This window comes from Thioclava sp. F42-5 (assembly GCF_002213195.1).
Classification (GTDB): domain Bacteria; phylum Pseudomonadota; class Alphaproteobacteria; order Rhodobacterales; family Rhodobacteraceae; genus Thioclava; species Thioclava nitratireducens.
In genome coordinates this window covers 243532-264799 of sequence record NZ_NBNZ01000005.1, presented here as the reverse complement: position 1 = coordinate 264799, position 21268 = coordinate 243532, and the positions used below count along the sequence as shown (strand labels likewise).

Annotated in this window: 21 protein-coding genes; 17 read left to right on the top strand and 4 right to left on the bottom strand. The window is 60.2% G+C overall.

Annotation, left to right across the window (positions count from 1 at the left end; all coding sequences use genetic code 11):
• Positions 1-86: 86 nt before the first annotated feature.
• A complete protein-coding gene (locus tag B6V74_RS14755) occupies positions 87-878 on the bottom strand; it encodes an IclR family transcriptional regulator (RefSeq protein WP_168184233.1) in 792 nt (263 codons plus the stop codon).
• A 114-nt stretch (positions 879-992) separates the two neighbouring features.
• Between B6V74_RS14755 and B6V74_RS14750 the strand changes: the two genes are divergently transcribed.
• The 7 genes from B6V74_RS14750 to B6V74_RS14720 all read left to right on the top strand — a co-directional run bounded on the left by B6V74_RS14750 (position 993) and on the right by B6V74_RS14720 (position 7108).
• Positions 993-1982: a TRAP transporter substrate-binding protein gene (locus tag B6V74_RS14750; RefSeq protein ID WP_088723219.1), complete on the top strand. Its 990-nt coding sequence runs from the start codon at positions 993-995 to the stop codon at positions 1980-1982.
• Between the two features lie 67 nt (positions 1983-2049).
• Complete coding sequence (locus B6V74_RS14745; RefSeq protein ID WP_088723218.1) at positions 2050-2577, top strand: TRAP transporter small permease; 528 nt, start codon at positions 2050-2052, stop codon at positions 2575-2577.
• On the top strand, positions 2574-3851 hold the full coding sequence (locus B6V74_RS14740) for a TRAP transporter large permease (RefSeq protein WP_088723217.1): 1278 nt from the start codon (positions 2574-2576) through the stop codon (positions 3849-3851). Before B6V74_RS14745 ends, B6V74_RS14740 begins: the two co-directional genes overlap by 4 nt.
• A 3-nt stretch (positions 3852-3854) precedes the next feature.
• Entirely contained in the window at positions 3855-4907 is a 1053-nt protein-coding gene (locus B6V74_RS14735; RefSeq protein ID WP_088723216.1) for a hypothetical protein, read from the top strand.
• Between the two features lie 48 nt (positions 4908-4955).
• The gene (locus tag B6V74_RS14730) at positions 4956-5288 is read left to right on the top strand and encodes a cupin domain-containing protein (RefSeq protein WP_088723215.1); all 333 of its coding nucleotides are present in this window, start codon (positions 4956-4958) and stop codon (positions 5286-5288) included.
• Between the two features lie 92 nt (positions 5289-5380).
• The gene (locus B6V74_RS14725; RefSeq protein WP_088723214.1) at positions 5381-6304 is read left to right on the top strand and encodes a DUF6282 family protein; all 924 of its coding nucleotides are present in this window, start codon (positions 5381-5383) and stop codon (positions 6302-6304) included.
• A gap of 18 nt (positions 6305-6322) precedes the next feature.
• Positions 6323-7108 carry an aldolase/citrate lyase family protein gene (locus tag B6V74_RS14720; RefSeq protein WP_088723213.1) on the top strand — a complete coding sequence of 262 codons (786 nt, stop codon included), beginning with the start codon at positions 6323-6325 and terminating at the stop codon, positions 7106-7108.
• Positions 7109-7497: 389 nt separating this feature from the next.
• Here B6V74_RS14720 and B6V74_RS14715 read toward each other — a convergent pair whose 3' ends face one another.
• Positions 7498-8019: a GNAT family N-acetyltransferase gene (locus tag B6V74_RS14715; protein WP_168184232.1), complete on the bottom strand. Its 522-nt coding sequence runs from the start codon at positions 8017-8019 to the stop codon at positions 7498-7500.
• 599 nt (positions 8020-8618) lie between these two features.
• Here B6V74_RS14715 and B6V74_RS14710 point away from each other — a divergent pair.
• From B6V74_RS14710 to B6V74_RS14680, 7 genes are all read left to right on the top strand, one after another.
• Positions 8619-9101 carry a TRAP transporter small permease gene (locus B6V74_RS14710; RefSeq protein ID WP_088723249.1) on the top strand — a complete coding sequence of 161 codons (483 nt, stop codon included), beginning with the start codon at positions 8619-8621 and terminating at the stop codon, positions 9099-9101.
• Positions 9098-10399 (top strand): TRAP transporter large permease, encoded by a 1302-nt coding sequence (locus B6V74_RS14705; protein WP_088723211.1) that lies wholly within the window; start codon positions 9098-9100, stop codon positions 10397-10399. The genes B6V74_RS14710 and B6V74_RS14705 overlap by 4 nt, the downstream gene beginning before the upstream one ends.
• A 27-nt stretch (positions 10400-10426) precedes the next feature.
• Positions 10427-11434 (top strand): TRAP transporter substrate-binding protein, encoded by a 1008-nt coding sequence (locus tag B6V74_RS14700; RefSeq protein WP_088723210.1) that lies wholly within the window; start codon positions 10427-10429, stop codon positions 11432-11434.
• Between the two features lie 109 nt (positions 11435-11543).
• Positions 11544-12527, top strand: coding sequence for a VOC family protein (locus tag B6V74_RS14695; protein WP_088723209.1), 984 nt, complete (start codon positions 11544-11546; stop codon positions 12525-12527).
• A complete protein-coding gene (locus B6V74_RS14690; RefSeq protein ID WP_088723208.1) occupies positions 12527-14020 on the top strand; it encodes a bifunctional 3-(3-hydroxy-phenyl)propionate/3-hydroxycinnamic acid hydroxylase in 1494 nt (497 codons plus the stop codon). The genes B6V74_RS14695 and B6V74_RS14690 overlap by 1 nt, the downstream gene beginning before the upstream one ends.
• Positions 14021-14023: 3 nt before the next feature.
• Entirely contained in the window at positions 14024-14866 is an 843-nt protein-coding gene (locus B6V74_RS14685) for a fumarylacetoacetate hydrolase family protein (RefSeq protein WP_088723207.1), read from the top strand.
• A 38-nt stretch (positions 14867-14904) separates the two neighbouring features.
• A complete protein-coding gene (locus B6V74_RS14680; RefSeq protein WP_088723206.1) occupies positions 14905-15705 on the top strand; it encodes a DNA-binding transcriptional regulator in 801 nt (266 codons plus the stop codon).
• Positions 15706-15938: 233 nt separating this feature from the next.
• On the opposite strand, the gene B6V74_RS14675 is transcribed toward B6V74_RS14680, so the two are convergent.
• The gene (locus tag B6V74_RS14675; protein WP_146694561.1) at positions 15939-17387 is read right to left on the bottom strand and encodes a DUF6538 domain-containing protein; all 1449 of its coding nucleotides are present in this window, start codon (positions 17385-17387) and stop codon (positions 15939-15941) included.
• Positions 17388-17620: 233 nt separating this feature from the next.
• Positions 17621-18499, bottom strand: a complete 879-nt coding sequence (locus B6V74_RS14670) for a MurR/RpiR family transcriptional regulator (RefSeq protein ID WP_240497113.1) — start codon at positions 18497-18499, stop codon at positions 17621-17623.
• 138 nt (positions 18500-18637) lie between these two features.
• On the opposite strand from B6V74_RS14670, the gene B6V74_RS14665 reads away from it, so the two are divergent.
• The 3 genes from B6V74_RS14665 to B6V74_RS14655 are packed head-to-tail and all read left to right on the top strand — an operon-like array spanning position 18638 to position 21239.
• A complete protein-coding gene (locus B6V74_RS14665) occupies positions 18638-19408 on the top strand; it encodes an N-formylglutamate amidohydrolase (protein WP_075775168.1) in 771 nt (256 codons plus the stop codon).
• The gene (locus B6V74_RS14660; RefSeq protein ID WP_075775169.1) at positions 19408-19914 is read left to right on the top strand and encodes a TRAP transporter small permease subunit; all 507 of its coding nucleotides are present in this window, start codon (positions 19408-19410) and stop codon (positions 19912-19914) included. The genes B6V74_RS14665 and B6V74_RS14660 overlap by 1 nt, the downstream gene beginning before the upstream one ends.
• Positions 19914-21239, top strand: coding sequence for a TRAP transporter large permease subunit (locus B6V74_RS14655; protein ID WP_075775170.1), 1326 nt, complete (start codon positions 19914-19916; stop codon positions 21237-21239). The genes B6V74_RS14660 and B6V74_RS14655 overlap by 1 nt, the downstream gene beginning before the upstream one ends.
• Positions 21240-21268 lie beyond the last annotated feature (29 nt).

Below are 21268 nucleotides of genomic sequence, written 5' to 3'. Positions count from 1 at the left end.
CAGCGGGGCTCTTGCCTTCATTAGGACGCTATTCTCGCTGTGCTGATCCGCGCGCGGGCGATTGAAACAACAAAACATCTTCACGCCTACCTCGGGGGAGAGAGGGCGGTAGGGGAGCGACCCTGATACCCACAGGTCACCGATATGGACTGCGCCAACTCAAGGATGGCGTCGATGTGAGCCTGCTCGGGCGGGTTCGTGAGATGCTGAATCGATCCGATCAGAGCTACCGTCGCGATAAGAGCGCCGTTGTGATCGAAGACCGGAGCGGCCACCACGTTTACCCCTAAAAGGGTTTCTTCTGGAGCACAGGCGAAACCGGACGCTCGAACCTCAGCGAGCCTGGCCCGCAATAGGTCGGGATCGGTGATGGTCTTCGGCGTCAATGGTTCCAGCTCTCCGGCCAGCAAGTCCTCGGCAACCTCGGCCCCTCCGAACGCGAGGGCAACCTGGCCTTGCGCCGACGCGTGAAGAGTAAGCTCGCTTCCCTGACGGACACCGATCTCGATCGCATGGGTTCCGTGAAGCGCAGCAATGACGCTCAGACGGCGCTTATTGACAGAGCTCAGAACGACGGCAAGCCCAGTTTCGTTACGCTTGGCGCGCATTCTCTCTCGTGCAGTCTCTGCCAAATCGCGAATCGCCGTTGCGCGCTGTCCTACAATCCAAGCTTTGGGGCCGAGATAGTAGCGCCCGGTGCCCGAGTCGCGGGCGATCCAACCGGTTTCTTCAAGCGTATTCAGGTGCTTATGAGCGGCGCTCTTAACGATGCCCACCGCCTCGGCAATTTCAGTCTGGCTTGGTGCAACGTCTGTGAAAGCGACTTTTTCCAGTATTGCCAGCGCCATATCGGACGTCTTCACGCGCGTCGTCTTCATGAATGCCTCTCGATCAAACAACTCTCCCCAAGGGTTCTTGACACGGCCACAGGATAGTGCAAGCCTCATATCGAGAACTACAGTTCTTATATTGAGAACTTTTGGGAGGATCAAATGAAAACTTTCACGAAGATCGGCGGCCTTCTTGCCGGCCTTGCCTTGACTGCCAGTTCCGCGTTCGCGGACCCGGTAACGCTCACCCTTGGCCACGCGGTTTTCAAAACGCACCCGTTTCACGACGCGGCCGAACGCTTCGCCAAGGCCGTTGATGAGAAATCCGACGGCGAGATCAAGATCGACATCTACCCCGCACGCCAGATGGGCGATGTTAAAGAGTTGATGGAAGGCGTGCAGATGGGCACGCTCGATATGACGATCAATTCCTCTTCCGCGCTCTCGACGCTCGACCCAGCGGTCGATGCCTTCCAGCTCCCGTACGTTATGAGCGATTACGATGATTTCGCCCGCATGGCCGTCTCGCCCGAGGCGCAGGCGATCATGGACGAGTTGAAGGGGCATGGGATGATTGGGCTCGGACTTTATGAGGGCGGTCAACGCAACTTTCTGAGTACCGAGAAACCGATCAAGGACCTCTCCGACTTCAAGGGCCTCAAGACCCGTGTCGCGCCGTCTGAGTTGTTCCTCGACATCTGGAAGGCCGTGGGCGTAAACCCCACTCCGATGGCCTATGGTGAGGTATATTCCGGCCTCGAGACCGGGACAATCGACGCTGTGGAAATCAACCTGACCTCGATTCAGTCTGAAGGGCTTTATGATGCCGCCAAGAACGTGACCATGACCGGTCACTACTTCTGGCCGGGAATGATGCTGATCAACAAGGATGTCTTCGACGGGTTGACCGCCGATCAGCAGAAGATCCTTCGCGATGCCGCGCGCGAGGTCGTCAAGCCGCAGGTCATGGCGGTCAAAGCCTATGATGAAGAACTCAAGACCAAGCTCGCTGACGAGGGGGTAACGATCACCGAAGCCTCCGACACGCTCAAATCCCAGCTGCACGAAGCTTGGGCTCCGGTGATTAAGAAATACACCGATCGTGATCCTTTGATCGCCGATTTCGTCAAGGCGGCCGAAGCCGGCCACTGACTTTTGCGGTGTTTCGGGCCCCGGTATCCCCTGCGGGGCCCGACCTCTCATTCAATGGAGATCCGAGATGATGGCCCGTGACCTGCCGCAGCTTCTGTCGCGCCCCGTGCGCATCTATGTGACGATCCTCGAAACCTTGCTGATCACCGGCATGGTGGCAGTCGTCATCATAGCAGCGCTCCAAGTCTTCTTCCGCTACGTAGTCGGCGCCTCCTTGTCGTGGTCGGAAGAAGTTCTGCGCTACACAATGATCTGGATCTCTTCGCTTGGCGTGGGACTTGCCTATTCACGCGGCGAGATGATCGGCATGAACCTGCTCGTCGACGCTATGCCTCGCCCGATCGGTGTGGCGATCCGCATCGCGGGCCGACTTCTGATCCTCGCGGCGATGATCTGTCTGATGATCTATGGCTGGCAATTCGCCGTGCGAACGGGTGAAGGAACGGCCGTCGCACTCCCGATCACGATGTTCTGGCTGCACATTTCGATCGCGGTCAGCGCGGCGCTGATCGCCCTGCATGTCGCCGCGAGCCTCGTCGAGCTGCTGTTCGAGGCCCGCCGCCCAACACTTGACCCTTCGGTGAACGCACAATGATCTGGCTTGGCATCTTCTTCTTCGCGACGCTTCTGATGGGTGTACCGATTGCCTTCGTGCTCGGCCTCTCCTCGCTGGGTTATTTCGTTGCGACTGATCATCTGCGCTTCCTGCTGGCGGTGCCGCAGCGGATGTTCGCTGGGCAGGACAGTTTCATCCTGCTCGCGATCCCGCTCTTCATCCTCGCAGGCAATCTGATGGACGTTGGCGGCCTTACTCAACGGCTGGTGGGCTTCGCCAATTCGCTTGTCGGCCGTTTCCGCGGCGGGCTTTCATTAACCGCGATCTGGGGCAGCTTTCTGTTCGGCGGTGTAAGCGGCTCCGCTGCGGCGGATGCGGCGGCCCTCGGGACTGTGTTGACACCGGAACTCAAGCGCCAAGGCTACCAAGAAGACTATTCCGCCGCTTTGATCGGAGTGTCTTCGATAATGGCGCCGCTCGTGCCGCCTTCGATCGCAATGATCCTTTACGGTGCGCTGTCGGGCACCTCGATCTCCAAGCTCTTCGTTGCCGGAATTGTCCCGGGTATCATCCTCGCGGTGATCCTGTCTGCCTATGCGATGCTCATTGCGCGCAAGCGTGGCTATCCCAAGCTGCCCGCAATGAACTTGTCGCAAATCGCGCGCAGCTTCGGACAATGCGCCCCGGTTCTGCTGTTGCCAGTCATCATTATCGGCGGCATCCGCGGGGGGGTCGTTACCCCGACCGAGGCTGCGGCGGTCGCGGTGATCTATGCTCTGCTGGTCGCTGGGCTCTGGTATCGCGCGCTCACGCTGCCGCGGCTGCGCGAGGTTTTTCTATCGACCGCAACGGTGAGCGCCGCGATCTACCTTCTTATCGCCTTTGCCCATGTTCTTGCGCTGATCTTTTCTATTGAACGGTTGCCGCAAGTTGTCGTGCATACGCTGACCACCGTTTCGGACAATAAATGGGTGATCCTGATCATGGTGAACCTGATCCTTCTGGTGCTGGGGATGTTCCTCGACACGGTGGGCATTCTGATCCTGACGGTGCCCGCCCTGATGGCGATCGGGCAACAGCTTGGACTGGACCCGGTGCATCTGGGCGTGGTCGTTGTCTTCAACTGCTTGATCGGCTTCGCGACACCGCCGGTGGGCCTATGCCTCTATGTGATGTCCGGCGTCACCAAACGCCCGATCGAAGCTATCTCCGTGCATGCACTGCCCATGGTGGGGCTCGCAATCGTCGTGCTCGCGATCATCACGGTCTTTCCAGACCTCGTCCTTTTCCTTCCCGATCTCCTGGTGGACTGAGCCATGCCTCGCCTCGAGACCCATATCGGCGATCTGACCCTGAAGAATCCGGTCATCGCAGCGCCCGCGGAACACATGATTGCCGATGGCGGCCTGAAAGCGGCGATCAAGGCTGGCGCCGGCGCGGTCGTGATGAAATCCACGAACGAAAGCCTGCCTGCGAAGGCGCAGTTGCGTGCAGCGGAATACGTCGCCCTCGATTCAAGATGGCGACCGGTGCCATGGGGACCGGATGCTGATCCATCGACGATGATCCTGTCGCGCTCGGGTCTGCATCCGCTTGGCTTCGAGGCCTGGCTCGATCAATGCATCTCGCATTACCGGATCGCACGCGATCATGACTGCCTGCTGATCCCGAGCGTGATCCTCGCCGACCTCGATCACGCCCTGGATATGGCGTTGCAGGTGCAGCAGGCGGGGCTGCCAGTTCTCGAATTCAATATCGGCACCCCCTATGCGCGAGAAGCGGCCAAGGGCGCGGTCTCGACCGAAACCGCCGCCAACCGCGTGGCTGAGCTGACGCGTGCTATGACCGAGCGGCTCGATATTCCGGTCTGGGTGAAATTGACGGGACAGTCGAGCGACGTGCCACAGCTTGCCCGGGCCGCAGCAGATGCGGGCGGACAGGCGGCGATTGTGGCCGGGCGTTTGCTCGGCATGCTCCCCGATCTGGACACGCAAGAACCGATGCTGGGTACGTCGGGCGGGTTCGGTGGGTTCTGGAACCTGCCGCTCACCTGTCATTGGCTGGCGTTGTGTCGGGCCACGCTGAACGGCAAGGCCGACCTTATCGGGATCAACGGGGTTACCGGCGGGCATGATGTCGCCCGCGCGATGCTCGCAGGTGCGTCCGCTGCGGGGCTCGCCTCAGCAGTCATGCTGCGCGGCTTTGACGTCATCCGCGAGAGCGTCGAAACCCTCGATACCTATTGCAAAGACAAGGGTATGGCCGCGAACGACCTCATAGGGCGTGCCGCGGATGCGCGCAAAGCCTTCGCGGACATGCCCGAACTTGACGATCATTGGAAACAGTTCGTGCCGCGCGAAAGTCTCTGACGCGGCGCTCCCCCCCTACCACGAACAGGACAATTTGGAGGACCTGCGATGAGCATTCACAACATCAACTGGAATGACATGGAATGGAAACAGATTCGCCCCGGCGTTGAGCAAAAGGCGTTTTCTGGCGAGGGCGCGACGGTCGCACTGCATCGCTTGCAACCCGATCACGAACCCAAGCCGCACAAGCATCCGCACGAGCAGATCGCCTACATAATCGAGGGCCAGTGCGATTTCCACATTGGCGATGACGTCGTGCGACTGGGGCCGGGCGGGATGTTGGTGGTGCCGCCCAACGTCATGCATCACGCGGTCGTGGTGGGCGACGAGGCCGTACTGAACCTCGACGTATTCACCCCCCGTCGCCCTGAATACGCCTGAGCGGCCACAGGCCGCACGAAGATCGTCCGCTCCTGCGCCCACCTGAAGGCGGAGGGACGGGCAACGCGTCACAAGACCTCCAGGAGACAACGATGATCGATATCGAACAAATCGAACGGATCGAAGCCGACCGCATCACCGACATACTGCAGGGTGCCGTTGACCCGCACGTCCACAGCGGTCCCTCTATTGCCCCGCGCGCGATCGATCATCTCGATCTGGCGAAAGTCTATTCCAAAGCAGGTCTGAAAGCCGTGGTCACCAAGGACCACGATTATTCGGGCGTGATGTGCGCACGGATGATCCGCGACCATCATCCAGACCTGAAGACCAAGGTTTATTCCGGGATCGTCCTGAACAACGTCGTGGGCGGCCTGAACCCCTACGCGGTGGAGCATACCGCCGCGATGGATGGCCGAATAGTCTGGATGCCGACGCTTGCCGCCGAGAACCACCTCGAATGGCAAAAGACCGCGGGCTGGTCTCATCCCGCCGCCACGTCGAAGATCCGCCCTGCCTCCGGAGTGCCGTTATTTGAGAACGGTAAGCTGCGGCCCGAACTTCTCGATATTCTCGACGTGATCGCAGATTCCGGCCTGGCTCTGGCCAGCGGCCATATCCACGTCTCCGAAACTAAGATCGTCTTCGCCGAGGCACGCAAGCGCGGAGTCGAGCGGCTGATCTTCACCCATCCGGAGGACATTGTCGGCGCCTCTTTCGAGGATGTGAAAGAGATCACCGATATGGGCGCCTTCGCAGAACATTCCCTTGCTTTCTTTGCAGCGGGGTCCAAGTTCCGCAATCGCACCGAAGACGAGTTGCGCGCCTTCATTGACTGCGTCGGCCCCGAGCGCACAATCCTGTGCTCCGATCTCGGCCAGACCGGCACGATCACGCCGCTCGAAGGGCTGCGGCGCGGCATCGCGACCTGCCTTGCGCTCGGCTATTCCGATGCTGACGTGCGTCTGATGGTGGCCACGAACGCTGCCCAGGTCATTGGCCTTGCGGATAGCTGAACGAGGAAGCAGATCGAAATGACCACCACGCAGCTTACTTTCAGAGAGCGCTTTCTTGCGAGGGAGGTGCTCTTCGGAACCTTCCTAAAGATCCCCGCTACGATGCCCGCGGAAATCATGGGCAGCGTCGGATATGACTTCATCGTCGTGGACGAGGAGCATGCGCCCTTCAACCGTGAAACCACCGACCGGATCATTCTCGCCTGCCGCGCGACTGGGATCGCCGCGATCGTGAGAGTCCAGTCCGGCGCGCCTGAAGCGATTTTATCGGCTCTCGATTGTGGTGCCGATGGGGTGCTCGTGCCGCATGTTACCGATGCCGAGAGCGCCAGTGCAATTGTCGCCGCGGGACGCTATCGCACCGGCAAACGCGGCTTCGCGCCCACGACACGCGCGGGCGATTTCGGACGCAAAAGCCAAGCGGATCACATGGAGACGGAGGACAGTCGCGTGACCCTCATCGCGATGATCGAGGATCCTGAGGCAGTCGAGAATATAGACGAAATTCTTGCGATCGAAGGTCTCGATGGGGTGTTCATTGGGCGTGGAGATCTCGGCGCGGCCTATGCAGGACAAGAAGGGGCGCCCGAACACGTGCGCCGTGCCACGGAGCGCGTGCACGCCGCCGCATGGCGAGCAGGACGACCCGTGGCGATCCTGCCCGGAAGTCCAGAGGACGCCACGGCTCAGGCACGTGCCGGATCGACCACCTTCATCATCAGCTCAGACCAGAGTTTCCTTCGGGCTGACGCCGACAGAGCGCACACGGAGATCAGCAAAGCCGTTGGCGTTGCGATCGAATAGGTCTGCCTTACCGAAGCGTGGTCAGAGATCGACGCCAGGAGAAGGCTGACTTAAGGCCGGTTCGAAAATGGTCTTCCACCGCCTCCATGAAGCATTGTCAAGAAGGTGCAACATAGAGAAACGCATCCAGTTACAGACTTCTTTGGGTCAATAGTTTTTCGGCGTTATGCCACTGTAAGTCGGTAACGGCTCCTTCGTGCTCGCGATCGCGGCAGCCAGTAGGCTCTGACGAAGCCGCGAGATTAGACCAGACGACCCTGAGCAGTTCCGCTTCAAGCCCAGAGTGACAAATGCTGCGGATGGGTATGAGCGGTTGGTTTGCGGCCTTGCGGACATCCGGATGAAACGCACAGATGACTGGTCAGCTTCGAATGACCGGTCTGCAGCTGCTAAATGAGGGTGCGCTCCATAACATAGGCACGTTTTCGCCATTCGTCGGGAAAACCCGTGGGATGCGGAATATCCGAGAAGCCGGCCGCTTCGTACATCGCGGCGTGAGTTAGCCGATTTGCAGAGGAAAAATGCATCATGCAGTAGCCGTCCGCTCTTAGTTGCTCAAACATGTACTCCAGCATCAGCCGCCCAAGCCCGTGGCCCCGACCACCCTCGCTCACGAACATCCGATTGAACTCAGCGAGGCCTGCTTCCTTTTCCGCTTCACGATACATCACGCACCCAACGGCTTGCCCATCCACCGACCATATGATGATGCCGCCACCCGGTCGCTCATGGAGCGTTGGTAATTTCTGCACAATCGCCTCGAATTTCATGGGGTCCATCGGGTTGTCGGCCCCGCGCGGCCAGTCGCTCGGGTAGTGGCGCCAGTGCCAATCCAGCCATTCCCGGCACAACCTCTGGGCAACTTCGAAATCACCAGGATTTTCTGCCATCCGGACCGAAACATCCGACATGCGTGCCCGAATCACCGGTTTAGGAACGCTGCGCAGCGGCACTCGAGAGGCGGCGAACGGCGGCACTGAGGCCGGTTCGAACTTTGTGCTCGAAAGGACCGGATGTGGTATTTCGCCGCTCTTAGAACGAATATCTGGTTTGGGTCGCACAACTCTCATTCACAACGTCGATTAACGCGGGCGATAAAGCCCGATCGTTTCGAAGGAAAACCATCGCAGTCGAATTAACTCGGCGAATGAGACCGAGCAGTTCGTCCGTCGCCGCCTAAGTTTCGTTGACCAAATGACGCGGGCCGCCGTTTGAGCCAGAGTTGTTTGAGATTGGATACGAAGCGTCTGCGTGCATCCACTTCCGAAGTCAGCGCCGAGGGTTTCTTGGCTGGAGATCATTGCCATCTTAGGCCATCACGTCACTGTGTAATTTTGTCCACCAAGCGGACAGTCTCGCCCTGCCGCTTCAATATGTTGCTCCGCCGCGGGTAAGTGACATCTGGGGGATATGGTTGCGGTGTGGAGAGGCCGGGACCGATTAAAGAGATGCTCAACGTGAAGACAGCGCAATGCGCTTTGCCTTCACGCGCTTGGAGGAGGCGTCGGCAATGGCCAAGAAAATGACACCTGTGATCTCTGTCACACTGCTCAGCGCTGCGGCGGGATGTTTTCTGCTGGGGACGGGCGTGACCGTGGCGGATGTGATCCTCCGAAAGTTTTCCGGGGTCAACGTGCCGGGAGCGATCGAACTGACCACATTCTCGATTGGACTCGGCGCGCTCTTGTCTATGCCAGTCTGCTACGCCCTGCGGAGCCATGTGACAGCGAAACTGTTGTCAGAGCTGATGCCGAACAGGTTCGGACGGCCGCTGGGGATGCTGGGGGCCGTGGCTTCCGTTCTCTTTGCCTTCGTGCTGTTGTGGCTGGTGGGCGTGAACACGTGGTCCAAGCTTGGCTCGGCAGAAACCTCCGCGAGCCTCGGGATTCCGATGCCGCTGATTTTGTCCGTCACGACGGTAACGCTTGCCGCCGCGGTTTTTGCCGCTCTCGTAGGGCTCTGGCTTGAGTGCAAACGAGGGCAAGACGCATGAGCGGGTTGGCAGTCGGCGGCCTGGGATTCCTTGCTGCGATCGTGATGATCTTTCTCGAAGTTCCGGTCGCGGTGGCTCTTGGGCTGACCGGGTTGATCGGTGCCTGGGCGATCATCGGCCTGCATGGTGCGATGACTATCGGGGCAACTACGGTCTGGGACAGCCTGACGAACTACACGCTTACGATGCTGCCCCTCTTCGTGTTGATGGGAAATCTTGCCGCGCAGTCCGGGCTTTCCTCCAAGCTCTACCAATCGATGTCCGTTCTGATCGGGCATCGCCGGGGCGGTCTCGCGCTTGCGACGATCGGCGCCTCCGCTGGCTTCGGCATGATCTCGGGGTCGTCACTTGCAACAACGGCGACGATGGGGCGGATCGCGCTGCCAGAGATGCAGGCAGCGGGCTATACCCGGTCGCTCTCAGCGGGTTCGATTGCCGCAGGTGGCACGCTCGGAATTCTGATTCCGCCTTCGACTGTTCTGGTGATCTATGCCTTCCTCGCCGAGCAATCTATCCGCGAACTCCTGCTTGCGACGGCCGGTCCGATCACATTGGCAGTGACGCTGTATTGCCTCGCGATCTGGGTGCCTATTTGGCTGGGGTGGAGCCAGGCGCCGAGCCGCGAGCGAGCCGAGCGTGATGAGCGGGCGGCTGCGTTGCGGGAACTGGTTCCGCCGCTGGGCATCTTCGGATTGATCATGGGTGGCCTCTATTCAGGCCTGTTTACCGCCAATGAGACGGCTGCGATCGGGGCCGCAGTGGTGCTGCTCTACGGGCTGCTCTCAAGACGGCTCTCACGCGCTGGGTTCTTCAACGCGGCGATGGATACCGCGCTGACTTGCGGGGCTCTCTATCTGGTGTTGATCGGGGCGAATCTCTTCAACTTCTTTCTTGTTTTATCGGGTCTGCCGTTTTCTTTGACGGGGCTGTTTTCCAGCATCATCGCAGAACCGATCCTCGTCATCCTGCTCATGCTCGTGATCTATCTCGTGCTCGGCACGTTGATGGACAGCCTCGCCATGCTCTTGTTGACGGTGCCGCTGTTCGTGCCGATCGCCCAAGCCGCCGGGATTGACCTGATCTGGTTCGGGATATTCGCGGTGATGGTCGTCGAGATGGGGCTGATCACGCCACCGGTCGGGATGAACCTGTTCGTTCTTAAAACCACTAATCCGGACATCGAAATGGTGGAGCTGTGGAAAGGCGTTTCCCCCTTCGTGCTGGCCGACCTGATCCGGGTGGGCACCATCATCGCGATCCCGGCGATCGTGACCTGGCTGCCGCTTATGAAATTCTGATTTGGAACGTCACTTAGGGAGGAAAGCATGTTCCTGAAGACAATCGTAAAATCTCTCGCCCTCGCGGCGATTGTAGCCGCATCGGGCAACGCCGCTTTGGCACGCGAAATGCGTGTCTCGAGTTTCGAGCCGCCACAGGGGTTCTATTCGGCCAAGATCCTGCAACCATGGATCGAGAAGGTGAATGAAAAGCTCTCGGCGGGGAATGCGTTCAAACTCTACCCGGGATCAATGCTCGGCGCTCCGCCCGCGCAGGCCGAACTGGTCAAAGCGGGCGTCGCGGATATCGCGCTGGTAGTGCCGACTTACACACCTGGTGTCTTTCCGGGTTCCGGTGTGGTCGAGCTGCCCGGGATGGCCGCGACGTCGGCCGATGGCACCGAGATCCTCAACGCGCTCGCAGATGACGGGATGCTCGATAAGGAATATGCTGATTACAAGGTAATCGCGCTCTTCACTACGCCGGGCTATCGCTTCCTGATGACGGACAAGTCCGTAAAGGTTCCCTCCGACCTCGAGGGGCTGAAGCTACGCACGCCATCTAAATTCGGCTCGACCCTGTTCTCGATGGTTGGAGCGTCCGGTGTCTCCGTGCCGGCGCCGCAGGTCTATGAGAACCTCGAGCGCGGCGTGGTCAAGGGTGCCGTCTGGGTGATGGACGCCTATCGCACCTTCCGCCTGAACGAGGTGGCTCCATACGTCACAGATATCCGGTTCACGGCCTCTCCGATGGCGATCCTGATGAACAAGAATACCTATGACAGCCTGTCGGATGCCGACAAGAAGGTCATCGACGAGATGTCGGGTCGCGCAAATGCCGAATGGATCGCGGGCGTTGTCGATCAGACCGATGCCGAGATCGAAAAGGCCTTCCGCGCCGATCCAGACGTGACCTTCACCGAACTGACCGATGAGGATCGCGCCGCCTGGGATAAGGCGCTGGCCGATGCACCCGCAAAATGGGTGGCCGAGCAGCCCGATCAGGCGGCGGCAGAGGCCGTGCTCAAACGCGCCCAGGAGGCCGTGGGGCAATGACGCCGCTCCCTGTCCGCCCCTCGGACGGGCAGGGGGATCCCCTCGGGGTCGTGCCAAACGCGCGGTAAAATTATCCAAGGGACAATCTTTTCAAGTGATGGAGACGACCATGGCAATCATTGCACTGGGGTATCTCGGCGTGCGCTCTGACAGGCTCGACGATTGGAGCGATTTTGCCGGAAAACTGCTTGGTATGCAGAAGATCGACCGCGGCGGCAAGGCGCTGGCTTTCCGGATGGATGACCGGGTGCAGCGGCTGCTGGTCTCGGACGAACCGGGCGAAACGCTGGCCTTTCTTGGCTTCGAGGTGGCGAGCAAGGACAATCTGCAATCCTACGCCGCACGGCTCGATGCGGCAGGCGTCCGTGTGCATCTCGGAACCAAGGAGCTGGCCGACCGGCGCTTTGTCTCAGACCTGATCTGGTTCGAGGATCCGATGGGCAATCGCGTCGAGCTGTTCCACGCGCCGATGATCGCCTCGGACCCGTTCGTGCCGGGTCGTCCGATCGATGGCTTCATGACCGGGCCGCTCGGTATGGGCCACGCGGTGCTGCATGTGAAGGACATTGAAGTGATGATGCCCTTCTACCGTGACATACTCGATTTCCATGTCTCGGACTACGGGCTCAAGCCTTACGGTCTTTATTTCTTCCACCTCAACGCAAGGCACCATTCCTTTGCGATGGTGGGCTCGGGGCAGGCGGGTTTCCATCATTTCATGGTGGAGTTCCAGAACCTCGACGATGTCGGCCAGGGCTACGATCTCGCGCAGCTCGAAGAGGGTCGGGTGGCCTATACATTGGGCCGCCACACCAATGATTACATGACGAGCTACTACGCCAATTCGCCGTCGGGCTTCTTTGTCGAGAACGGCTGGGGCGGACGGCAGATCGACCCCGAGACATGGGAGCCGCACGAGACCCATGACGGCCCGAGTTTCTGGGGGCACGAGCGGCTGTATCTCTCCGAAGAGGACGGGCGTAAGCGGTTGCGTGACATGCGTCTCGACGCGGCGGCACGCGGCAAGCGCTCGCCGCCCGTGGCCGAATGCCCCTGGCTTTATGGTGAACTCGCGAAACAGGGAGGCGCGTGATGGAACACTTCGATGTCGCAATCGTGGGCTACGGCCCGGCAGGCGCCACGCTGGCGCATCTTCTGGCGCAATGCGGGCTCAAGACGCTGGTTCTCGAGCGCGAAAGTGCCGCCTATCACCTGCCGCGCGCGGTGCATTTCGATGCCGAGGTGATGCGCGTTTTTCAGTGGATCGGGATCGCCGATGCGATGGAGCCGATGACGGCGCTGCATCCAGGCATGCGGTTCGTGTCGCCTGAGGGCAAGTTGCTGCTCGACTGGCCGCGGCCTCAGGGCGAAGGTCCGCAAGGTTGGCGCGCCAATTACCGTTTTCATCAGCCCGATCTTGAAAAACTACTGCGCGACACGCTGGTGGAGCGGCCCGAAGTTACTGTCCGAACCCGCTGCGAGGCCTTCTTCGTCGAGGATCAGGGCGACCAGGTGGAAATCCGCTTTGAAGACATGTCGCGTGGCAAAGTTGAGCGGGTTGCCGCGAAATATGTCGTGGGTTGTGACGGGGCACGTTCTCTGATCCGCCGCTATATCGAAAGCGGCATGGAGGATTACGGCTTCCACGAGCGCTGGCTCGTTATTGATGTCATCTTAAAAAATGAAAAGCCTGAGTTGGGCGATCACTCGATCCAGTATTGTGTGCCGGACCGCCCGGCGACTTATGTGCGTGGCCCCGGCAAACGTCGTCGCTGGGAGATCACGGTGCAGCCCGGTGAGGATACAGCCGAGATCAGCCGTCCTGAGCGTGTCTGGGAGCTGCTCTCGGATTGGCTGACGCCCGAGGAAGCTGATCTCGAGCGCACCGCGGTTTACGTCTTCCATTCGCTGGTGGCCGAGGATTGGCGCAAGGGGCGGTTACTTCTGGCAGGCGATGCGTGTCACCAAACCCCGCCGTTTATGGGGCAGGGAATGTGTGCCGGCACGCGTGATGTTGCCAACCTCTACTGGAAACTCGCACTGATCTGTCAGAGCAAAGTTGCCGGAGAGCAGGCCGAGGCATTGCTGGAGAGCTATGAGAGCGAGCGCAAGCCCAACGCCCGTGAGTATATTCAGACCGCCGTGCGGCTGGGCGGGCTGATCAACACTTGCGGCACCGAAGAAGCCCTGCGTGCTGCCCTGCCGAATTCCGATGGATCCGCACGGATGGAAAGCATCGCGCCCCCGATCGGTCCCGGGCTTGGCGTGGGCGATAAATCAGGGCGTCTCTTCGGCCAGCCGCGCCTGAGCGACGGGCGCCGGATGGACGAAGCCTATCCGCATCAATGGGTGGTCATCACTGAAGCCGATCTGGCGGACGGGATCGATCTGCCCGAGGGCGTCGCGCTCGTCACCACGGCCAATTCCAACGCAGCCGAACATCTGGCCCGCCTTGGGGCGCGGGCGACCGTTCTGCGCCCGGACCGGCACACGCTCGGTGGTGCCGATACGAAATCCGAGCTGGAAGCGCTGATCGCGCGCATCCTGCCCAACCCGATTGCCATTCAAGAACAGGAGATGGTCTGAACAATGAAACTGTGTTCCTTCACCCATGAGGGCCGCGCGAGCTATGGCCTTGTTACTGAGGCTGGTATCGTCGATCTCGGCAAACGCTTTGACGCGCCGAGCCTGCGCGATTTTCTCGCGCAAGGGCTGGTGGCCGAGGCTGCGAAACTGGCCGGCGCGCCCGCCGATTACGCTTTCGACGCGGTCACGCATGATCCGGTCATCCCCAACCCCGACAAGATCATCTGCGTCGGTCTGAACTATCACGCCCATATCGAGGAGACGGGCCGCGAAGAGACCCCGAGCCCGGTTCTGTTCGCGCGCTATGCCGGGAGCCAGATCGGACACGATCAGCCTCTGGTCAAGCCGCTGGAATCCGGCCTGTTCGACTATGAGGGCGAAGTTGCGGTGATTATCGGCAAGGAAGGCCGTCGCATCTCCGAGGCTGACGCGCTCGACTACGTCGCGGGCTATGCGTGCTACAATGACGGCTCGGTTCGCGACTGGCAGAAGCACACGCATCAGTTCATGCCCGGCAAGACCTTTGCCGGGACGGGCGGGTTCGGTCCGTGGATGGTCACGGCTGACGAAATCCCCGATCCGACGGTGATGCGGCTTCAGACCCGCCTGAATGGCGAAGTGATGCAGGATACGACGCTCGACATGCTCGTCTGCTCGATCCCGCGCCTGATCGCCTATTGCTCGACTATCCTGCCGCTTCTGCCGGGCGATGTGATCGTCTCGGGCACGCCCGGCGGCGTCGGCGCACGTCGTAACCCGCCTGTCTTCATGAAGGACGGTGACGTCTGCGAGATCGAGGTCTCCGGCATTGGCGTGCTGCGCAACCCGGTGGTCGCGGAAAGCTGAGCCTTCCCTGCTCGCGCGCGTCATGCAAAGCTGATAGGATGAGTAACGCGCGCGAGACATCCCCTGCATCCGGAACAAGAAAAGGCGAGTCCGTTCGGGCCCTGACCCGTGGGCTGGCGATTTTGCGCCATATCAACGAGACTGGCGCCTGTCGTCCGGGGGAGATCGCCAAATCTCTCGGCATCCCGCGCCCAACCGTCTACCGGCTTCTCGAGACGCTGGAAGAAGCTGGCTATGTCGCCTTTTCATCCAGTTCCAACAGGGTGCGCGTAACGCGTTTCGCCGCAAGTCTCGGAGATAGTGCGCGCCAGGATAGCGAATTGTGTCACGTCGCAGGGCCTCTACTGGCGGAATACGGGTCCAAACTCGTTTGGCCGCTCGACCTGTCGATCTACGACAACGCGGCGATGGTTATCCAGGAAACAACACATGGTCGCTCGCCGCTTTCGATCGATCGCGCCATGATCGGATATCGGTTGCCCGTTCTGAGAACGTCGGCCGGGCGCGCATACCTGACCTATTGCAGCGCAGATGAACGACGTCTGATCCTCGAACATCTGCGCCGCCTCGGCGATCCGGCAGATGCGCAGTTTCTCGACCCTGTCTGGCTCGGCAGCATGTTTGAAGAGACACAAGGGCGAGGCCTTGCGTTGCGAGATGCGGGCGAGTTCCGAGCTCAAACGGCCTCGCTGGCGGCGCCGATCATTTCCGTAGGCAGCGTCGCGGGGTGCATATCGATGATTTGGATTCGCTCGGCGATGAGCACTGCAAACGCGATCGAGACATATGGTAAGGCGCTTGAGGAAATCGCGAGGAAGATCGCCTTCTCTCTCACATAGCTCTTTCGGTTGACCTTTGCGATCCGCTTCATGATCAGCTCTGATTCCAGTATCAGATAGCCTGCCTCCGCTCTTTCGTCCAGCGGCGACCGGAGCCTGGTTGGTGTTGCTCTGCCTACGTTGTTTTGGATCGCCGGACGCCGGAGTTTCAGGCCTTTGTCTCGTTGTGAGAGCAGAGTTCAGCAGCTCAGAAAAGTCGCATCGGGTCCAACCAGAGTTTCAGTTCGTAGTTTCTACTCCACGCGGAAGCCGAGATCGGAAGCCAGCCTATCAATCTCGTGTCGTAGGACCTGTATGGGGCGGGGTTCCCAGGTCTTCGTCGGAAAAGAAACCATTTCTTGGTATAGCGCGCGCATCTGAAGGTCTGGGCCTGATCCATACACTGGTCGTCCACGAACGCGACCGACTGAGTGCCCCATCAGATATGCGCGCTCCTCGTTCGTCATTTTGGCAAATCGCATCCGATCTTCGAATGTGTGGCGGGTGCAGCTAATTGTATATTTACCGCTCTCACCTTCAGGAATGGGAGGGAACAGTTCGTTTTCACGGAAATAGGAATTTACCGCCCCCGAATACGCATCCTTGCCGCGGTAGCGAGGGAAGCCTTGCGGGTGACGCCTCATGGCGTCCAAAGCTGCCCCGAGCAAAACGACTGGACGAACGGACGCGCCATTTTTGAGCTGCCTCTTGAACTCCGGATCATCAACAACACGAAGCTTTATGTGCGGGATAGCGTGATTCAAGAAGATGTCTCCCGGTGGGAGATCAAAGACCTCGGCTTGCCGACTTCCACATTCTGCCGAGATCGTCGAAATGTCTCTTGCCTCCGCATTAAGACCTTCGAGACCCTTCTGTTCGATCAGGTGTTGTTGGATCCAAGGGACCGGGAAAGCCAGTTTCCTGTTTTCCTCTGATGTCTCTCCGGCGAGCTTTTCGATCGAGAAGCCTTCAAACGGATTGCTTCTTTGGCTCGGAGGTACGTCGAAGCGCTCGTGATACGCATCAACGAGTTGGCGAACGAAGCGTAACTTTTTGTTTGCATATGCGGTCGTGACGTCGCCCTGATCACGGCGTTCTTTCCAGTGCCTTCGGTAGGCAACTGCGTCGGGCTCAGTCAGATCCAGAACCGGTTTGTCGGAGACGATCTCCGCAAAGGACGATGCCGCTTGCAGGTATTTGTTCCTCCAAGCCCGCAACTGGCGTGGGTTCTTTGCTGCGATGTCGGCGCTCTTCAGCTCTTCGATTATCGGCGGCATTTCCGACAGGAGCGTTCTGGGAAATTCCATTGCACCCAAGGCTGCGGGAAGAGAGGCCGAAGACAGGCCTTGGGTCGCGGCTTTCTCAATGCGAACCAGAAGGTCGTTGACCGGACCTGCAAGGATCTCATCCATCGACTTGTAGGAAAGGCCAAGATCGTCGAGGAGCGACATGGCGGCATCGTATGCGTCAGGTGTCATGCAAGGGCCGTTCTGAGACAATCGCACTTCCCATTGCTTGAAGATCGCGCGTTTCTTTAGAGCAAAGCGCGCCCTGGCCTCCTCATAGTCTCGCGTGCCCAATGTCACATTGATCTCTCGCCGTGTCTCAACCTCAGCGAAGCGCGCGGGAACGCGAAACCGCATGTAATAGACACGTCCGCGCCGTTCGATGCCGGCGATGCAGATGTTTTCGCTTGTGATCATTCTGCCCCACAAACTGCCCCACGCGGGCTTGCTTCAAACTTGCCTTCTCCTCAGGGGAGAGCGACGATTTCCACAGTAAAAATGGGTGCATATGATCCCCTGCAGAAATCTTGTGATTCCCGCAGGTGTGCCTCTCCTGGGCACCACTACTAAAAAGTCGCGCAACTCATCTGGGTTGCGCGACTTTTTCGTTTTCGGGTGGCGCGTCCTCGTGCAGCGGCCCGCGCACCGTCTTATTTCCTGCGGAAAAAGCGCGCGCGATCGTAAAGCGCCTCGAGCCTAGCCATGCGGGCCGAGGTTTCCTCCCAAGTGAGCGACTGGATCGCAGCCATGAAGGTTTCGACCAGAACCTGAATCGCGACCGTTGAATCCCATGCCGAGGGCGCTTCGATCTGCGCCGAAAACCGATAGCGCGCATGCGCCGCGGCAGGCGAGACCCAGGGATCGGTGATCAGCACGACTTCCGCGCCCTGCTCGACCGCCATCTCCACCAATTGCAGCACGCTCGATTCATAGCGGCGAATGTCGAATACCAGCAGCACGTCGCCCTTCTGCATCTCCAGAAGCGCGGGCGGCCAGCTGTTCGATAGCGGTTCGAGCAGCTCGACCCCGGGCCGGATCACCTTCATATGTGCCACGAAATAAGCTGCGATCGGGCCGGTGATCCGGCCCCCGGTCGCGAAAATGCGCCGCTTCGGATCGGCCATCATCGCGGCGGCGGCGTCGAACTCGGCATGGTCGATCTGCTTCAGGGTCGCCTGCAGGTTGCCCAGAACCGTATCGGCGAAGCGGTTGATCATATGGGTATCGGGCGCATCCCCCGCCCAGCGGTCATGTTTGACGAGCGGTGAGACAAGCTGCGCCTCCAGCTCGTCGCGCACCGCCTGCTGCAGTCCCGGATAGCCACCATAGCCCATCTTCTGGGCAAGTCTCACGACGGTGGGAGAGGAGACCTCGGCGGCGCGCGCCAGCTGCGCGACAGATCCCAGAAGCGCCATCGGATAGTGACGCAGGATATGTCCGGCGAGCTGCTTCTCGGTCCGGGTCATCTCTTCGATGCCCGACCGGAGCCTGTCTTCGATGCTTTGCGTGGCTGCTGACAAATCGGGCACTCCCGTGCGAATCACGTTAGAAATGATTGTAACAGAATTTTCTTCTCTGAAATTTTCTTGACAGACACGAGGTGCCGGGGCGAGCCTGACTCTAAGGACGCGACGCAGAATCGCGCCTTGCAACAGGAAGGGACCAGTTTGAACAGCGCGCATGCAGCGGTGGACATCGAAGGCGCAGAGCGTTCGGGCCAGATCGTTCTGGTCTGCGAACATGCGTCGAATGCCTTTCCCGCGCCTTGGGGCGAGCTGGGATTGACCCCCGATCAACGCGACGCGCATATCGCCTGGGATCCCGGCGCGCTGGGCCTCGCGCGCGGTCTGGCCGCGAAATTGGAGGCACCGCTGGTTGCGGCCTGCCAGTCGCGGCTGATCTACGATCTCAACCGCCCGCCGCATCATACCGGAGCCATGCCCGTGCAATCGGAGATCCACGAGATCCCCGGCAATGCGGGGCTGACACCGGACGACCGCAGCGCCCGCACCGAGGCGCTTTATCTTCCGTTCCACGCGGCTCTGGGCGGTCTCGTTGCCGAGCGGCTGGCGCGCGGGCAAGCCACTGCACTGGTCACAGTGCATTCCTTCACGCCGATCTGGTTCGGTCAGCCCCGCGCGGTAGAGTTCGGCGTGATCCACGACGCCGATCCGAGCTTTGCGCAGGCGGTTCTCGAGGAAGCCCGCCGTGTCACCGAGCTCGATACGCGTCTTAACGAACCTTACTCAGGCGCCGATGGCGTCTGTCATACGCTGGCGCTGCAAGCGACGCCGATGGGGCTGCCGAATGTCATGCTGGAACTGCGCAACGATCTGATCGCCGATCCCGCCGCGCAGGAGGCGATGGCCGCGACGCTTGCGCCGGTACTGCAAGCCGCGCTGTCACGGATCACCGCAAATAACGGGGAGGCCGCCTGATGCCACGCTGGAGTGTCGCCTATGTCCGCCTGATCGACGGGTTCAATCGCAAGCTCGGCAAACTGGCGATGTACCTGCTCTACGTCATCATGGGCATCATGCTGTTCTCGTCGGTGACGAAGATTGTTCAGATCCCCGCACTATGGACGCTGGAAATGGCCCAGTTCACGCTGGTGGCCTATTACATGCTGGGCGCGCCGTGGACGCTGCAGGGCGATACCAACGTGCGGATGGACCTGCTATATTCCCGCTGGTCGGCGAAGGGGCAGGCGTGGTGGGATGCTTTCACCGTCTTCGCGCTGCTCTTCTATCTCGGGATCATGGTCTACTCGGCCTATGACTCGACGGTCTATTCCTTCGAATACAACGAGCGAAATCCGACCGCGTGGCGTCCGGTGCTGTGGCCGATCAAGGTCATCATCACGACGGGCTTCGCGCTTCTGTTCCTGCAGGCCGTGGCGCTTCTGATCCGCGATGTCGCGACTATTCGCGGAGAGGAAATCTGATGGATCACAACACCATCGCCCTTTTGATGTTCTCGACGATGCTGCTGATGATGCTGACCGGCCAGCGCGTCTTCGGCGCGATCGGCTTCGTCGCGGTCGTCGCGGCCTTCTGGCTCTGGGGGCCGGGCGGCACGCAGATGGGCTTCGGCTCGGTCATGAAGCTGATGAAATGGACGCCGCTGCTGACGCTGCCGATGTTCGTCTACATGGGCTATGTGATGTCCGAGAGCCGTCTGGCCGAAGACCTATATCGGATGTTCCACGTCTGGTTCGGGCCATTACCGGGCGGCCTCGCCATCGGGACAATCATGCTGATGGTGATGATCTCGGTGATGAACGGGCTGTCGGTCGCGGGCATGGCGATCGGGGCGACGATCGCGCTGCCGGAACTGCTGCGCCGGAACTACGACAAGCTGATGATCTCGGGCGTGATTCAGGCGGGGTCGAGCCTCGGCATCCTGATTCCGCCTTCGGTCGTGCTGGTGCTGTTCTCGCTGATCGCACGCCAGCCGGTCTCCGAACTGTGGCTGGCCGGCGCGGTGCCGGGGCTTCTGATGGCCACGCTTTTCGTCGCCTATATCGTGATCCGCTGCAAATTGAACCCCGACCTCGCGCCGCCGATGGATGCGGAAGAGCGCGCGATGATCACCATGCGCGAGAAACTGCGTCTGCTGCGTGCGGGTCTGATGCCGGTGTTCATCTTCATTGCGATGATGGTGCCATTCCTCAAAGGCTGGGCGAGCCTGACCGAAGCTTCGGTGATCGGCGCGCTGGCCGCTGTCTTCGCGGCGGTGATCAAGCGGCGCTTCACCTGGCAGGTGTTCCAGGTCGCGACCGAGAACACGCTCAAGATCACCGTGATGTTCATGCTGATCATCACCGCGGCGCTCTCCTTCGGGGCGGTGTTCGACGGTCTGGGTGCGGGCCGCGCGATCGAGGATTTCTTCACCGACAGCCTCGGTCTCGGCCCGTGGCAGATCCTGATCCTGATGCAGCTGAGCTTCCTCGTGATGGGAATGTTCCTCGACGACACGGCGATGCTGGTGATCGTGGCTCCGGTCTATGTCTCGCTCGCCCGGCATCTGGGCTTCGACATGATCTGGTACGGTGTCCTTTATACCATCACCTGTCAGGTTGCCTATCTCACGCCCCCCTTCGGCTATAACCTGTTCCTGATGAAGGCGATGGCGCCGAAGGAATTCACGTTGCCGGTGATCTACGCCTCCGTGATCCCCTTCGTGGGCGTGATGGTCCTGACGCTGATCCTCGTGATGATCTTTCCGCAGCTGGCGCTCTGGCTGCCGCATGCGGTGCTTGGAAGATAACCATAACCCGGAAAAACCGGGATCAACCA

Coding starts and splice junctions, on each gene's coding strand:
- B6V74_RS14755 (WP_168184233.1), bottom strand. CDS start 878: ATGAAGACGACGCGCGTGAAGACGTCCGATATGGCGCTGGCAATACTG.
- B6V74_RS14750 (WP_088723219.1), top strand. CDS start 993: ATGAAAACTTTCACGAAGATCGGCGGCCTTCTTGCCGGCCTTGCCTTG.
- B6V74_RS14745 (WP_088723218.1), top strand. CDS start 2,050: ATGATGGCCCGTGACCTGCCGCAGCTTCTGTCGCGCCCCGTGCGCATC.
- B6V74_RS14740 (WP_088723217.1), top strand. CDS start 2,574: ATGATCTGGCTTGGCATCTTCTTCTTCGCGACGCTTCTGATGGGTGTA.
- B6V74_RS14735 (WP_088723216.1), top strand. CDS start 3,855: ATGCCTCGCCTCGAGACCCATATCGGCGATCTGACCCTGAAGAATCCG.
- B6V74_RS14730 (WP_088723215.1), top strand. CDS start 4,956: ATGAGCATTCACAACATCAACTGGAATGACATGGAATGGAAACAGATT.
- B6V74_RS14725 (WP_088723214.1), top strand. CDS start 5,381: ATGATCGATATCGAACAAATCGAACGGATCGAAGCCGACCGCATCACC.
- B6V74_RS14720 (WP_088723213.1), top strand. CDS start 6,323: ATGACCACCACGCAGCTTACTTTCAGAGAGCGCTTTCTTGCGAGGGAG.
- B6V74_RS14715 (WP_168184232.1), bottom strand. CDS start 8,019: ATGTCGGATGTTTCGGTCCGGATGGCAGAAAATCCTGGTGATTTCGAA.
- B6V74_RS14710 (WP_088723249.1), top strand. CDS start 8,619: ATGGCCAAGAAAATGACACCTGTGATCTCTGTCACACTGCTCAGCGCT.
- B6V74_RS14705 (WP_088723211.1), top strand. CDS start 9,098: ATGAGCGGGTTGGCAGTCGGCGGCCTGGGATTCCTTGCTGCGATCGTG.
- B6V74_RS14700 (WP_088723210.1), top strand. CDS start 10,427: ATGTTCCTGAAGACAATCGTAAAATCTCTCGCCCTCGCGGCGATTGTA.
- B6V74_RS14695 (WP_088723209.1), top strand. CDS start 11,544: ATGGCAATCATTGCACTGGGGTATCTCGGCGTGCGCTCTGACAGGCTC.
- B6V74_RS14690 (WP_088723208.1), top strand. CDS start 12,527: ATGGAACACTTCGATGTCGCAATCGTGGGCTACGGCCCGGCAGGCGCC.
- B6V74_RS14685 (WP_088723207.1), top strand. CDS start 14,024: ATGAAACTGTGTTCCTTCACCCATGAGGGCCGCGCGAGCTATGGCCTT.
- B6V74_RS14680 (WP_088723206.1), top strand. CDS start 14,905: ATGAGTAACGCGCGCGAGACATCCCCTGCATCCGGAACAAGAAAAGGC.
- B6V74_RS14675 (WP_146694561.1), bottom strand. CDS start 17,387: ATGATCACAAGCGAAAACATCTGCATCGCCGGCATCGAACGGCGCGGA.
- B6V74_RS14660 (WP_075775169.1), top strand. CDS start 19,408: ATGCCACGCTGGAGTGTCGCCTATGTCCGCCTGATCGACGGGTTCAAT.
- B6V74_RS14655 (WP_075775170.1), top strand. CDS start 19,914: ATGGATCACAACACCATCGCCCTTTTGATGTTCTCGACGATGCTGCTG.